The sequence below is a fragment of the Bartonella phoceensis genome, assembly GCF_902825145.1.
Classification (GTDB): domain Bacteria; phylum Pseudomonadota; class Alphaproteobacteria; order Rhizobiales; family Rhizobiaceae; genus Bartonella; species Bartonella phoceensis.
Window position 1 is genome coordinate 21,583 of the sequence record NZ_CADEAD010000004.1, and the last position, 13,801, is coordinate 35,383.

12 protein-coding genes, 1 tRNA gene and 1 pseudogene are annotated in these 13,801 nt (G+C 36.3%); 8 read left to right on the forward strand and 6 right to left on the reverse strand.

Going from position 1 to position 13,801, the window contains the following annotated elements; all coding sequences use genetic code 11:
* Positions 1–37 precede the first annotated feature (37 nt).
* On the forward strand, positions 38–2,044 hold the full coding sequence (rpoD, locus tag J7R07_RS05515; protein ID WP_208435898.1) for an RNA polymerase sigma factor RpoD: 2,007 nt from the start codon (positions 38–40) through the stop codon (positions 2,042–2,044).
* Positions 2,045–2,722: 678 nt separating this feature from the next.
* Positions 2,723–3,185 (forward strand): annotated as a pseudogene (locus J7R07_RS05520) (CxxCxxCC domain-containing protein).
* Positions 3,186–3,221: 36 nt separating this feature from the next.
* On the opposite strand, the gene J7R07_RS05525 reads toward J7R07_RS05520, so the two are convergent.
* On the reverse strand, positions 3,222–3,959 hold the full coding sequence (locus tag J7R07_RS05525; protein ID WP_208435899.1) for an SIMPL domain-containing protein: 738 nt from the start codon (positions 3,957–3,959) through the stop codon (positions 3,222–3,224).
* Between the two features lie 170 nt (positions 3,960–4,129).
* Between J7R07_RS05525 and J7R07_RS05530 the strand changes: the two genes are divergently transcribed.
* A tRNA-Ile gene (locus J7R07_RS05530) sits at positions 4,130–4,206 on the forward strand.
* 1,156 nt (positions 4,207–5,362) lie between these two features.
* Positions 5,363–5,545 (forward strand): hypothetical protein, encoded by a 183-nt coding sequence (locus tag J7R07_RS08395; RefSeq protein ID WP_246464862.1) that lies wholly within the window; start codon positions 5,363–5,365, stop codon positions 5,543–5,545.
* Here J7R07_RS08395 and J7R07_RS05535 read toward each other — a convergent pair.
* Positions 5,469–5,783: a helix-turn-helix domain-containing protein gene (locus J7R07_RS05535; RefSeq protein WP_208435900.1), complete on the reverse strand. Its 315-nt coding sequence runs from the start codon at positions 5,781–5,783 to the stop codon at positions 5,469–5,471. The genes J7R07_RS08395 and J7R07_RS05535 overlap by 77 nt on opposite strands.
* 1,110 nt (positions 5,784–6,893) lie before the next feature.
* Here J7R07_RS05535 and J7R07_RS05540 point away from each other — a divergent pair.
* On the forward strand, positions 6,894–7,208 hold the full coding sequence (locus tag J7R07_RS05540) for a hypothetical protein (protein ID WP_208435901.1): 315 nt from the start codon (positions 6,894–6,896) through the stop codon (positions 7,206–7,208).
* 129 nt (positions 7,209–7,337) lie between these two features.
* On the forward strand, positions 7,338–7,556 hold the full coding sequence (locus J7R07_RS05545; RefSeq protein ID WP_208435902.1) for a hypothetical protein: 219 nt from the start codon (positions 7,338–7,340) through the stop codon (positions 7,554–7,556).
* Between the two features lie 364 nt (positions 7,557–7,920).
* Here the strand turns inward: J7R07_RS05545 and J7R07_RS05550 are convergent, their stop codons facing one another.
* Together J7R07_RS05550 and J7R07_RS05555 are read right to left on the reverse strand one after the other, a co-directional pair.
* Positions 7,921–8,100 (reverse strand): YegP family protein, encoded by a 180-nt coding sequence (locus J7R07_RS05550; protein WP_208435903.1) that lies wholly within the window; start codon positions 8,098–8,100, stop codon positions 7,921–7,923.
* Between the two features lie 405 nt (positions 8,101–8,505).
* The gene (locus tag J7R07_RS05555; RefSeq protein WP_208435904.1) at positions 8,506–9,045 is read right to left on the reverse strand and encodes a helix-turn-helix domain-containing protein; all 540 of its coding nucleotides are present in this window, start codon (positions 9,043–9,045) and stop codon (positions 8,506–8,508) included.
* Positions 9,046–9,394: 349 nt separating this feature from the next.
* Between J7R07_RS05555 and J7R07_RS05560 the strand changes: the two genes are divergently transcribed.
* The gene (locus J7R07_RS05560; RefSeq protein WP_208435905.1) at positions 9,395–10,447 is read left to right on the forward strand and encodes a DUF475 domain-containing protein; all 1,053 of its coding nucleotides are present in this window, start codon (positions 9,395–9,397) and stop codon (positions 10,445–10,447) included.
* A 47-nt stretch (positions 10,448–10,494) separates the two neighbouring features.
* Here J7R07_RS05560 and pncA read toward each other — a convergent pair whose 3' ends face one another.
* Together pncA and J7R07_RS05570 are read right to left on the reverse strand one after the other, a co-directional pair.
* The gene (gene pncA / locus J7R07_RS05565) at positions 10,495–11,103 is read right to left on the reverse strand and encodes a bifunctional nicotinamidase/pyrazinamidase (RefSeq protein WP_208435906.1); all 609 of its coding nucleotides are present in this window, start codon (positions 11,101–11,103) and stop codon (positions 10,495–10,497) included.
* 46 nt (positions 11,104–11,149) lie between these two features.
* The gene (locus J7R07_RS05570) at positions 11,150–11,686 is read right to left on the reverse strand and encodes a hypothetical protein (RefSeq protein ID WP_208435907.1); all 537 of its coding nucleotides are present in this window, start codon (positions 11,684–11,686) and stop codon (positions 11,150–11,152) included.
* Between the two features lie 164 nt (positions 11,687–11,850).
* Here J7R07_RS05570 and ettA point away from each other — a divergent pair, with 164 nt between their 5' ends.
* Positions 11,851–13,500: an energy-dependent translational throttle protein EttA gene (gene ettA / locus J7R07_RS05575; RefSeq protein ID WP_208435908.1), complete on the forward strand. Its 1,650-nt coding sequence runs from the start codon at positions 11,851–11,853 to the stop codon at positions 13,498–13,500.
* Positions 13,501–13,801 lie beyond the last annotated feature (301 nt).

The following is a 13,801-nucleotide window of genomic DNA, read 5'->3' on the forward strand; positions in this document are numbered from 1 at the left end:
ACGTGGAAGCTGTCGAGTGATCAAGTGGAGTTACGGTATGGCAACAAAGGTTAAACAGAAAGATAATGTGGAAGTAACAAGCCAAGCAAGTTTGGATAGTCCTCTTCTTGATTTTTCTGATGATGCCATTAAGAAAATGGTTAAACTTGCCAAAAAAAATGGTTATGTGACGATGGATGAGCTGAACGCAGTTCTTCCTTCTGATGAGGTTACGTCCGAACAAATTGAAGATATCTTGGCGATGTTCTCCGAGATGGGTGTTAACGTTGTGGACGATGAAGATGAAGTTGAGTCTGAACGTTATGACGAAGAAGTTACCGTAGAGGGTGGTGATTTAGTAGAGGCTTCTAGTCACGCAGTTGCAACGATAACGAATAAACGTGAGGTAACGGATCGGACTGATGATCCGGTACGTATGTATTTGCGTGAGATGGGAGCTGTTGAGCTGCTTTCGCGGGAAGGCGAAATTGCTATTGCCAAGCGTATTGAAGCAGGACGTGAGACGATGATTGCGGGCCTTTGTGAGAGTCCTTTGACTTTTCAGGCTCTCATTATTTGGCGTGAAGAATTGAAAGAACAGCGTATTCTTCTTCGTGAAATTATTGATCTTGAAATGACTTATGCTGGTCCGGAAGCTAAGCAGGTTCCACTTGTTGAACGAAGTGAAATTGATAAAGAGGAAAAAATATCTTCTGGTACGCGCAATATGGAGCGGATTGCGGGAGAGAGAGGCATTGAAGATGATGAAGAAGACGAGGATGATGTTAACTTGTCTCTTGCTGCAATGGAAGATGAACTCTGTCCTCAAGTCATGGAAACATTGGATTTCATTGCTCAAACCTATGTAAAGTTGCGAAAATTACAAGATCAGCATGTTGAAAGCAGTTTAACAGAGAGTAAAGAGGGGGGTCTTTCACCTTCACAGAGAAAAAAATACATTCAATTAAAGAATGAGTTGATTCAAGCAGTAAAATCTCTCTCTTTGAATCAAAACCGTATCGAATCTTTGGTTGAGCAGCTTTATGATATCAATAAAAGGCTGATTCATAATGAGGGTAAGCTCAAACGAATCGCTAACAGTTATGGCATTGGTCATGAGGACTTTTTAAAAGAATACCAAGGGCGTGAATTAGATGCAGATTGGCTGAATTATATTGCGTCTTTGCCAGGATCCGGTTGGCAAGAGTTTTCAATGCGTGAAGCCAAAGAAATTCAAAGTTTGCGTAGTGAAATACAGAACCTTGCACAGGAAACCGCTATTTCCATTAGTGAATTTCGTAGGATTGTTACGCAGGTGCAGAAAGGTGAACGTGAATCAACAATTGCTAAGAAAGAAATGGTGGAAGCTAATCTGCGCCTCGTGATTTCAATTGCAAAAAAATATACCAATCGTGGTTTGCAGTTCCTTGATCTTATCCAAGAGGGTAATATCGGTTTGATGAAGGCTGTGGATAAGTTTGAATACCGGCGTGGATACAAATTTTCAACTTATGCAACATGGTGGATTCGTCAGGCAATTACCCGTTCAATTGCTGATCAGGCACGTACTATTCGAATTCCTGTTCATATGATTGAAACAATTAACAAAATTGTTCGCACATCGCGCCAGATTCTCCATGAAATTGGACGTGAGCCCACACCAGAAGAATTGTCTAGCAAGCTTTCTATGCCATTAGAAAAAGTGCGAAAAGTTCTTAAAATCGCGAAAGAGCCTATTTCACTCGAAACGCCTGTTGGTGATGAGGATGATTCGCATTTAGGTGATTTTATTGAGGATAGAAATGCGTTATTACCGATTGATGCTGCTATTCAGGCAAATCTACGTGATACAACAACGCGTGTCCTTGCTTCATTAACACCACGTGAAGAACGTGTTTTGCGAATGCGTTTTGGTATAGGGATGAATACTGATCATACGCTAGAAGAAGTTGGTCAACAATTTTCGGTTACAAGGGAGCGTATTCGTCAGATCGAGGCAAAGGCACTTCGTAAATTGAAGCATCCTAGCCGTTCACGAAAATTACGTAGTTTTCTTGATTCTTAATAAAGACTTATGCATTTTAAAAAGCACTTTCTTTCTTGATGAATGTAGGTGAAAAGTATATTATGTTACTATTGAAGTGCTTTTTTGAAAAAGATGCATGGGAGTCGTGAATAGTTTAGGCCAAATGTGGTTGTCCAGTATTGCTCTTAGCTTTGATGTTTGTGCTACACTCTGTAAAAACAACAGATACGCAGCGTGATATTATAGGGTGATTCTTCAAAATGAATGTGATACTTCAAGCATTATTCTGCGTGTGACAGTAAGTTTATTAAGGAGTGACGTATTTAAGGGTATCTTATGTGAAGTGCATTGATTTTTTAGTGACAAAGATGGATTTTCTTTTGTTCTATGAGGTCCATTCACACAGGCGATTTATTTCAATACGTCGAGATTTAAAGATTCCATTCAGGTTATGCTGTTATTTTGGATTGTGAAACATTTAAAGTTGCACATTTTGGCTATTTTGTATATTTTACGCAATTCTTTTTCTCCATATAAAGATAATTACTAAAGATAAAATATCCTTATTGAGTTTTTTATAAAAAGATTGTTTTGAGAAAACAGAGTGAATTTAGTCTTTTTTAAGAAACAAAAATTTATGAAATTGTAAGGATTAAATTTTGTGTAGCTTGCTTTTTTATAGATTTGTTTTTATTTTAAGAAAATGCTGCTGATTTTATGAGTAATAAAATTCCCTTTTGGAAATAAAAAAACTAGAAGGAATTTTACTTCTTGAAGTGGGAGATTCTCTGGGGTGGTTATGGGCTTTATTGTTTGCACAAAATAGAAGATGATGATACCAGTGATATTTATACAACCAGTATTGCTTGCCGCCTTTTAGGCAAAGAAATTTGTCAGTGTCGGAGTTATGTTTATCGTCAATAATTGTTCCAAATTGTATAACGTTGGATATTGCGACGATTAAGACATCTCGTTGGTTTCCAGAGAGTTGTGCTTATCGGCTGATTCATATGGGGGTAAAGATCTTTACTGGCAGCATCTATTGGTATCAGGAAATCGTCAGATGGTGCATCAAAAACAACTTTCTGCGCGCAGAAAGATAGAAATTTACGAAGATGAGTTATCATCGGAAGCAACCTACCTCTCTCATATCACTGGTCTCCTTTCTGAAGGCCAATGATATGACTGTTTTACGTAATAACTGATGGCATTGACTTTAATTTATAGCAAATACCACGGTAACATTGACGCTATAGCCCAACTCACCCCCTGAAAAATTTGTATCAGCATAACTTGCAGGTGCCGCTTTGCTCATAAGGCGGGGTCCTGGATAATAGTTATCATTATTTTCATTGATTTCAATAATGTTTCCTAATTTTAAATTTGCTGCTTGTGCTATAGTTTCAGCCTTTTCAATGGCTTCAGCAATAGCTTTTTTCCGTGCTTCTTGATAAAATGGTTTTGTATCGGCGTTGGTAAAGGTAATGCCATTGATTGAGTTAACACCAAGCGCCATTGCTTGATCGAATATTTTACCAGCATTGGAGAGATCACGGATACGCACTGTTAAAGAATTTGAAACATGATAAAATTTTTCATTATTCCTTTTTTCATGATGTTTATCTGGGGCAGATTGATAAATGGATAAGCCTGATGTTTGTAAATCATTTGCCTGTATGCCATTGTTCTTAAAAGCATTTACGATATCATTCATAGATTCATTATTTGCTGCTAATGCTTTTTGCGCAGTTTTGTCCTCTGTAACAACGGCGAGATTGATAATTGCCATATCTGGTTCTGCTTGACTTTCGCCAGTTGCAGTAACTGTAATCGTTGCATTTTTCATTTTGTTTGCTTCGGCATGTAGGGGGAGTGAACTAACGAGTAGTGTGAGTATCACCATCGCTATTTTGATTCTATAGTGATTCAACGAATGGAAAACTATCTTTATCATATCTATTCCTTTATATTTAGCAATTTACTACCTTCTCATTTCTAGGAGTTCTTGTAAAGAAATTAGAGTATTGAAAAAAAAACCAATAGAAAAGAAAAAAAGATGGATTATCATTTAGGTAAGCTCTTGTATCGTGGAGCATTTTAGTTTAGAGAGAAGCAACCTGTGTGGGGCCTGTAGCTCAATTGGTTAGAGCCAGCGGCTCATAACCGCTTGGTTGGGGGTTCGAGTCCCTCCGGGCCCACCATTATAAAATAAATAGGTTATATAGAAGATTCTAGCTTCTGTGTTTTTTGGTTTGTTTTTCTATTTGTCTTGAATGTTCTGTTGTGTGTGGTTTTTTGTCAGCTATTTAATGTCGGGAGGTGTTATGTTGTCTTCAGAAAAGCCAAGATTTTGTTTTTATTTGTGATATTATAGTATTTGCATTGGCTGGTGGGTATTGCTACCTGTTTTTTCAGTTCTAGTGCTGGTTTTCGGATTTCTGGTGTATTATATTTTTTACAAAGGGTGCAAAAAATTCCTTTGTATGTTTATTGACATTTTTTTTGCAAAGATATTTTATCCTGATATGACTAGTTTTAGATCTTTGCGTGTTCAGGCAAAATTGGAAAAAAAATTTTATTTTGATCAGTTGTTTTTTATTTTTGAACAAATAATATTATCTATTAAATTTTTTCGGATTCTCAGAGCTGTGTCATTTTGACTCAATTATAGTACTTTAAGTCTATATAAAAAATAGTCTACAAACGTTTATGTATATCGTTGGGAAAAAAATAATGACATTTGTCCCTGTTTTTTTCGAGCTGAAGAGCGGCTGTGCTTTTTGTAAATGCTTGTACAATTTGTCTACGGGTATCATTAGAGCTTGACCCGTTGTATATTTTTGAGTATCCTTACCTCTTTCACGATGGATCTCTATGTTGGTATTTCGAGGGTACTTTCAGGGGGAGGGTGGTCTTTTTGAAAGGCGTGTCACAGAGTTCTAAGCAGTGCTGTTGTTCATAAGAACTATACATATCGCATTGTAATATATTTGCTTTGCGATAGTGTTTAAAATAGGCTTTTTCGTATTTTCTCACATAGAGGCTGGCAACGTCTTCAGAGATGTCTTCACATTAATTAGTTGTTGGTAGTTAGTTGTTGGTTTGGTTCGCAAGATATGAGTCGTATTATGAGCGTTTTTGATAAAAGTGGTGATGCCAATTTTTTATAAAAAAGTTCGGACCGCGCGATGTTTTTTGTTTCACTATAGTACACAATTAACAGAATCCTATCTGATTGTATGAGACCAGTTTGTACATAATTGCTTCCATACTACCTATTGCAAATATTTTTTTCTAAGGTATGTGGTATGTATGAACGCTTTAACGTTATACAGTTTGACTACATGGAATATAGCTATGAGTAATAATGAAAAATTTGAGGCAGCTTTATCTGATATTATCGTGAAATGGGAGGCTTTGTCGACGGCTCAAAAGCAAGAGATATTGAAAATAGTAGAAAACTTTACAACTGCTGCTCAGTCAATAGAACACTTAAAGCCTCAATCTTCTTTTTATCTCCAGATGAAATCAAAGCAATGAGTTTTAAATCTTCGTCGGAAATATTAAAACCAGTTATTACATATATAGCACTAGCATTTCCAAGTATGTTAAGAATAGCCATCAATTTATCTACAGAGGGCCTTTTTCCTCCATTTATCATTTGTTGTACGTAGTTTTGCCCGCAGCCTGCAGCTTTGCTTATTTCAATCATTGTGCGTCCATCGCTTTTTATCAATTCAATTAAGCGTTGGAACCAATCTTTTTCAGTCTTTTTCATTTTTAGACCTTTACACATTTACGCTATAGCGTTAATATTACACTGCGAATCTGGAATAGATATACAAGGAGCGTAAAATATCCGTGTGTAGCTTTTCGCCTGTGGGTGATAGAGAGTTGTTTTAACAATGACAAAAATTTCCCCATGCACTTTCAGATTCGAATCAATACAAAATGGTTATTTAGTTCCACGATTGTGACAGGATAGGTGCGTATGACCCGGGATGGAAATACGCTTGGTGTGTTCATGAAATACTACCGATAATATACATAGCATCACTATAAATCAAGATATACCCTAACATTGTCATTTGTAAGGAATTTCTGCGTTAAGGTTGTGCGCGGATGGAATTTTGCAGCCTTAAGAAAAGAGTCATGATTGTAAAAAATGTAAATTCATGAGCGTGGAGTACTATTTTTTGGTTTTAATAGATCAGTTACTGTCAGATGATATATAGCATGCGTGTGTTAAGAGACTTTGAAAATATCAAAAAAAGTACTTTTGGTAATTTTATAGAGTGTAGAAGTACTCTTCGTTATGAAGGTAATTGTTGGGGAAAATATCGTATAAGCAGTCAATGCTTTATCAAAGGTGGATGTGCTTTTATTAGATACTATGATTTATAATAGTGCTCGTGTTTGTAATGGTAGCACTATTTATAACAGTGCACAGATATATTGTATATTGCTTGTTTCTGACAATGTGCATGTTTACGGCCATGCCTGAGATTTATAACTGTGGAGATTTTCGCAATGACACAGAAATTCGCATAGTTAACTGCATTCTACAGAGTACAAAAGAGGAAACAAAAACAATGCAGGGGTGGTGTGTGGGGAGCCCATTGCACCGTTAGCGTTGTCTGAAATTATTTGTGTTTTTACGTTTTGTATAAATAAAAACAGGGTAAATAGTTGGCGTGAGAGTATGGATTTAGGTAACTTTCATGGGATTATTTTACGTCATTTATTAGAGTATTTTATGGGAAAAATAAGATTAAGTGTGACTTGTTACACTTGGTATATGCAGTTTTTGGTATTCTTTTTTTAAGGAGGGGTAAACAAAATAAATTGGTCGAGATGATCAATATAACGACAATCCAAGGAGATAAAAATGAGTGTAAATGAAGTTTTATTAGGAGTTATGATTATTATTGTGCTTTTGAGTGGTATTACATTTCGGTTTGCTTTTTATTATCGTGATCAGGTTAAAATTCTTAAAGAAGAGGCAAGAAAGATAAAGCATGATTTCTTAAGGGATTCTATGAAGATGACTGAAGAACGAGATAGGGCAATCAGAGATCAGAGTATGGTCATTAAAAGACGTGATCAAGCAATTGAAAAACTAAAAAAACAAATTAAGCAACACGAAGGAATTATTAAGCAACATCAAGAAGAAATTAAATCTAAAAATGATGTGAAAAGGTAATTTACTCACATTTTGCATCGGATTTGTGTATCAAAAAGTTTTAGTAATTTGGGTTGGTAATGCAATTATGTTTTTGGATAATACTTAAATTTATCGAAAGTAATCGTTGGTGGCAACGTAAAAATTTTTATGGCGATGCACTGGTTTATAGATATACTAAGGTTATTAAGAATACACATATATGATTCTGCAATCGTTTATGAAAATATGACTGTTTGTGGTGATGTACGTGTTGCTGCAAACAATATTGAGGTTGGTCTGTTCATTTGGATAATGAAATATATTATAATAGAATGCTCTCAACAAGCTGGCATAGCAGTGGCAAGAAAAAAGCCTCCTGTTCTTTAGAAGATGAAGCGGTCAAAAAGATAGGAAGAGAAGGGTGTACGCAGAAGATATTAATTATTTGTTAGAACAATCATATTCACAATTATGATCTATGTGTACTCTGTTACGTTCATTACTTGTACGGGACAGATACAAGATGAGGGGGGAGTTTAATTGTCCATTCAACAACAATTCGACTGTTATTCCGGATACAGGCTACAGCATACACAAAGAGCTTTATCTGAATTATTTTTGTATGGTTGAGAACCATACAAAAATCATGCTCCCATTAGAAGAAAATCAGTCGTTTTACTGTTCACCATAAAAACACGATGCTCTATTACAAATATACAAAGTGAAATTTTTACCTTAATGGTAAGAAGCACTAAGAACACAATTCCCTAACGAGGGCTTTACACGTAGTTTCTTTTATCTGCTCAATATTTATCAGGATATCTTGTTTCGTTGGATAACCCTTACTAGAAAAAGCAATTTTTTGTTCATCTCCTGAGATTAAACGCCAGTACCATTGATTGTGAACACCCCGAAATACCTCAAAATACATACTTCCCACCTCATAAAGTAGTCAATAATTGCAGGATAAATATTCAAACACTCTGACTATGAGCATTAAGGTATGTCTCTATAATAAGTAGTCAATGCACTTCCCTTAAATTTTTGTTGTTAAACAATAATTTCTATGAGAACTATACCTTTGTAACAGGAAAATATTTATTGTCAATAAGGTATAAATAGGCATTTTATACTACAAAATACATTTTTAAAATTTAACCACATTTATAGTGAGAAAATTTCTTTTCATTTCTATTATCTGATATGTTCAATTCTTTTACTATAAGAGTAAACTTTACATGATACACCAAATCCCACCAGCATGAAAAAAGTAAGAAACCTTTTTTCATGCTGATAAAACTTGCATCTCTTTTTTCATCCTTTGTGATAAGGATGTCTATTGATTAGCTATAATCTCTTTTTGCGATATGCTGCGAATAAGTAGATCAATGAACAAGCTAAGAGTGTAAGAATTAGCCATTTTCGCTTTCATATCAATCAAAGAGGTTGCAGCTTTCGAGCTAAAGTTATTAGAGAAACCTTGTTTTGACAAATATTGCTGCAACTTTTCATAAGAGCTATCAATTTTTTCTTGATTTAGTTTTTCACTATTATCACCGCTGGCAAGAATCTCTTCAAGACCTTCAATTTTTTTTATAAAATAGTTCCAATCAAAGTCACCTTTAGTATATTCAGTGTCGAACATTTTTCCCTGTCCCGTTAAAAGCCAATTAATATTGACACCGTACAACGTGCGATATGTTTGTAAGACACTAAGATTAGGTTCCCTTTCTCCACGCTCATAAAAAGCAATAGAGTTTTTTGTCATGCTAAAACTTTTAGCGAGCGTTTCACGCGATGGATCCCCTAAAGCAAGGCGTACATAACGTAAACGTTTTCCAAATATAGTTTTTGATTCAGTTTCAGGACGTGCCACGAATTATCTCCCTCAGTAAATCATCATGGTATAGATTTTGACCGATAAAGGCACACTATGTATTAATGCCTCATGATATAATGTCAATATTTAATTTATATTTTTATTTCTCTTTATTTTTTTAATTTTAGTGGATAGGAAGCTATTTTAAATTTATTATATTGCATATTGTTTAAGGTTGGTATTCATTTCAGATAAAATGGTATAATTTCTGATTCTTTTCTTGTTTTTTCTGCAGAAATTTCCATATGGAGGGGTCGCGTATATCTTTTCTGTTTTTGCATTAATAGATGTAATCTTTTGATTCGCACTGCAGGTAAATGAAAAAAATAATTTTTGAGGAATGAATATGGCCCTATTAGGCTATTTTAGGTGGGCTTTTTTTTTCACAGTTGTAGGCATCTTAATAGGGGGGGCTATTGGTTGGTTTGAAACGAGAAGTGTTACTGGTTTTTTAAAATACTTTTTTGTTTGCTGTGTTTTAGGAATTTTAGAAATTTCTTTATCTTTTGATAATTCTATTATCAATGCTCGTATTCTTGGGAAAATGGATCCATTATGGCGCCGTCGTTTTCTAGTATGGGGTATTTTAGTGGCCGTATTTGGGATGCGGATTGTTTTTCCGTTGTTGGTAGTTACTGTTGCGGTTGGGATTAATCCAATTGCTGCAGTAAAATTAGCTATATGGGAACCACATCAATATGCTGCAAGCTTAACAGATGCGCATGTGGGGATTGCGGCTTTCGGAGGAACTTTCCTTATGATGGTTGGTTTGAAATATTTTTTTGATCCTGAAAAAGAGGTGCATTGGTTTACTTTTATAGAAAAAATTGCTCAGAAGTTTGGTGCTCTTATTGGCATTGATATCGCAATCGTTGTGACTTTGATACTACTCTTTTCAGGACAGATCGCAACAGAAGAGAAAATAACTTTTTTACTTGCTGCTCTTTATGGGCTTTTGACATTTATAGGAGTCGAAGCAATCAGTTCACTTTTGGATGCTCCCAAAACGTCTCTCATTACAGTCGCTAAAGGAGGGGCTGGTGCCTTTCTTTATTTAGAAATTCTAGATGCTAGTTTTTCTTTCGATGGGGTTGTTGGTGCTTTTGCCTTTTCACACAACCTTTTCGTTATCGCAATTGGTCTTGGTATAGGGGCGTTTTATGTTCGCTCTATAACGATTATGTTGGTCGAATCAGGGGTATTGTTGCATTATCGTTATCTAGAGCATGGTGCTTTTTATGCTATTTTGGTGCTGGCAGTGATTATGTATCTGCAAACTATCATATCAGTTCCTGAAGTCCTCACAGGATTAGTGGGTGTGTGTATTATTGGCATGGCATTTTATTCTTCTCTTCGTTTTAACCGCCATCACTTCGATGAACATATTGTACCTAAGTAAATTAAAAATTTCTTATGTGCTATAATAGCAGGATGGAAAAAGATATTCTAAGAAGCCATGAGGAGTTCTATACCAGATTCATTCATAGTTTTAAGCATTGTGTTAAGAGATCCGTTTAGATCAATACCAGCACAGGCGTTTAATGAAACACTGACTTTAAAGCCGCATTGTATGGCATGAAGTGCAGAAAATCCGACACAAAAATCTGTTGCTAAGCCACACATGGCTAGTTTTGTGAAACCATGTTCTTTGAGGTAAACTTGTAAGCCTGTTGGTGTTTTTTGGTCATTTTCAAAAAAGGCAGAATAACTATCAATTTTTTTATTATAACCTTTTCGAAGGATAAGTTGTGCCTTTTCAACTTTGAGAGATGTGTGAAGTTCCGCTCCTTTTGTTCCTTGTATGCAGTGATCAGGCCACAGTATTTGCGAACCATAGTCAAGATCGACAGTATCATAGGGCTTTTTATCAAGGTAGGAAGAAGCAAAGCTGCAGTGATTTTGGGGGTGCCAATCTTGGGTTAAAATGACATGATCAAAATGGTCTATGAGATTATTGACAACGGGTAAAATGATATCACTTTGTGGTACTGCAAGTGCTCCACCTGGTAAAAAGTCATTTTGAACATCAATGACGATTAAAGCTTTTTTTTCCATAAATATATTCCTGTAGGAGACTTACTTTTATGATACCTTTAAGAAGCTATATTTTCTCTTGAAGTTCTGAGATAATCTGGTGGATATTGGTATTATCGTTGTAATTATCAAGCCAAAAAAGAGGAATAGATAAGTTTTTACGATTTGCCTTATAGTTTTTTACGAATTGCAACCATTTCCCAATGGGAAGTGCACTGTAGTCACTCATTGCTACATGTTGGTGTAACGCTTTCATGATTATCAAGCTTGGAACATCAGATCCCATACGGCGGCGGTCATTTTCTAAACGCAGCTTGAGCCACATTAATGCAAGGGGTGAAGTCCATTGTTTTCCATGGCATAAAATTGATGAAAAAAGGGAAGGATTTTTTACTGCGTAATGTAAAGCCCATAAAGCAAAGCAAGAAGGAGCATAGAGAATTGGTTTTCTTGATGTTACCATATTACATTGATAAGTTGGCTTAATACGGTAAAAGCATAATATTGTATCCGATACGGAAAAGAGAGGCAATGTTTGATAGTAGGTTTCAGGTATAGCTAAAAAAAATTTCTCTTTATTCTTTGAAGGAGCGTTTTTTTTCATTAAGAACCTTAGTAGGGCTTGTGAGATTAGAAGAAATGTATCAATATTACAGTGAGAAGCTTTTGATGTAACGTGAGTGCTCTGTACCGCATAGTGAAAAGAAAACAAAAGCACTCTTCTAAAAGTCCTAACCTTTAGTATCGCACAAATATAAAGAGAAATTCATGGCACGTCAATTTATCTATCATATGGCTGGGCTTAACAAGGCTTACGGCAATAAGAAAATTTTGGAAAATATCCATCTGTCTTTTTATCCAGATGCAAAGATCGGTATTTTAGGGCCGAATGGTGCAGGTAAGTCAACCATTTTACGTATTATGGCTGGGCTCGATAAGGAATATACGGGAGAAGCATGGCTTTCTGAAGGAGCACGTTGTGGCTATCTTCCACAAGAGCCTATTCTTGATACAAATAAAGATGTGCAGGGCAATGTGATGGAAGGTGTTGCCGATAAACAGGCCATTGTTGAACGTTATAACGCGTTAATGATGAATTATAGTGAAGAAACAGCTGATGAAAGCGCACGTCTTCAAGATATTATCGACAGCCAGAATCTTTGGGATTTAGAAAGTCAAGTGGAAATGGCTATGGCTGCTCTTGGTTGTCCACCAGCCAACGAGAATGTAATGAAGCTTTCAGGGGGCGAGAAGCGGCGTATTGCACTCTGTAAATTACTTTTATCAAAACCTGATTTATTGCTTTTGGATGAACCAACAAACCATTTAGATGCCGAAACGACAGCGTGGCTTGAAAGGCATTTGCGTGAATATCCAGGTGCAGTGCTTTTGGTAACGCATGATCGTTATTTTCTCGATAATGTAACGGGTTGGATTCTAGAAATAGATCGCGGTAAAGGTATTCCTTATGAGGGAAATTATTCTGCCTATTTGGGGGCAAAAGCGAAACGTTTGGCTCAGGAAGGTCGCGAAGAGGCTGCTCGTCAGCGTGCATTGTCACGTGAGCAAGAATGGATAGCTTCTAGCCCAAAAGGGCGGCAAGCAAAATCAAAGGCTCGGATTAAAGCTTATGATGAGTTAGTTCAGGCTGCACGTGAGCGTCGTCCTGGAGAAGCGCAAATCATTATTCCTATTGGAGAAAGATTGGGGCAGGTTGTCATTGAAGTTGATAATCTCTCTAAGGCATATGGTGAGCGTGTGTTAATTGATAGTCTCTCTTTTAAGCTTCCTGCTGGTGGCATTGTAGGAGTCATTGGTGCTAATGGTATGGGAAAGTCTACTTTGTTTAAAATGTTGACGGGGCAGGAACGGCCGGATTCAGGCCACATACGCATCGGGGAAACAGTGCATTTGAGTTATGTTGATCAAAGTCGCGATTCGTTGGCGGGCGATAAGACGGTTTGGGAAGAGATTTCTGGTGGAAATGACATTATTAAATTAGGTAAATATGAAATGAATAGTCGCGCCTATTGCGGTGCGTTTAATTTCAAGGGTACAGATCAACAGCAAAAGGTTGCAAATTTATCAGGAGGCCAGCGTAATCGTGTACATTTGGCTAAACTTTTAAAGGAAGGAGGCAATGTTCTTCTCCTTGATGAACCAACAAATGACCTTGATACTGAAACACTCGGTGCATTGGAAGATGCATTGGAAAATTTTGCTGGTTGTGCAGTTATTATATCGCACGATCGTATGTTTCTTGATCGATTGGCAACGCATATTTTGGCTTTTGAAGGTGATGGGCATGTCGAATGGTTTGAAGGTAATTTTGCTGAATATGAGGCTGATAAAATCCGTCGTTTTGGTGCTGATTCTCTCAATCTGAAGCGTGTAAATTATAAGCCACTTACACGCTAAAATTTCTTATTTCATTCGAACTCTATCTCAGAGAAGGGTGGTTGGTGTTATCTGCATTTTTAAATAGAGAGTATGTGCGATATATTGTAAATTTTTTACCGTTCTTAGGTAAAATAGAATATAGAATTCTGATTATTTCTTTCACGTGATATGTTATCATATTTTATATTCTGTTGAATCGTCTAAATACTTATTCATCATCAAGTTAGTACAATGGAAAGCTCTAAGTTTTCATAGGCAGTTTTGCGTTTGCAATACAAGACTCTTCATTATGATTGGGAAAAATAGTGGGGGAGGGGGG

Excerpts from the sequence above, each read along its gene's own strand:
- rpoD (WP_208435898.1), top strand. The coding sequence starts at position 38 with ATGGCAACAAAGGTTAAACAGAAAGATAATGTGGAAGTAACAAGCCAA.
- J7R07_RS05525 (WP_208435899.1), bottom strand. The coding sequence starts at position 3,959 with ATGATAAAGATAGTTTTCCATTCGTTGAATCACTATAGAATCAAAATA.
- J7R07_RS08395 (WP_246464862.1), top strand. The coding sequence starts at position 5,363 with ATGAGTAATAATGAAAAATTTGAGGCAGCTTTATCTGATATTATCGTG.
- J7R07_RS05535 (WP_208435900.1), bottom strand. The coding sequence starts at position 5,783 with ATGAAAAAGACTGAAAAAGATTGGTTCCAACGCTTAATTGAATTGATA.
- J7R07_RS05540 (WP_208435901.1), top strand. The coding sequence starts at position 6,894 with ATGAGTGTAAATGAAGTTTTATTAGGAGTTATGATTATTATTGTGCTT.
- J7R07_RS05545 (WP_208435902.1), top strand. The coding sequence starts at position 7,338 with ATGGCGATGCACTGGTTTATAGATATACTAAGGTTATTAAGAATACAC.
- J7R07_RS05550 (WP_208435903.1), bottom strand. The coding sequence starts at position 8,100 with ATGTATTTTGAGGTATTTCGGGGTGTTCACAATCAATGGTACTGGCGT.
- J7R07_RS05560 (WP_208435905.1), top strand. The coding sequence starts at position 9,395 with ATGGCCCTATTAGGCTATTTTAGGTGGGCTTTTTTTTTCACAGTTGTA.
- pncA (WP_208435906.1), bottom strand. The coding sequence starts at position 11,103 with ATGGAAAAAAAAGCTTTAATCGTCATTGATGTTCAAAATGACTTTTTA.
- J7R07_RS05570 (WP_208435907.1), bottom strand. The coding sequence starts at position 11,686 with ATGAAAAAAAACGCTCCTTCAAAGAATAAAGAGAAATTTTTTTTAGCT.
- ettA (WP_208435908.1), top strand. The coding sequence starts at position 11,851 with ATGGCACGTCAATTTATCTATCATATGGCTGGGCTTAACAAGGCTTAC.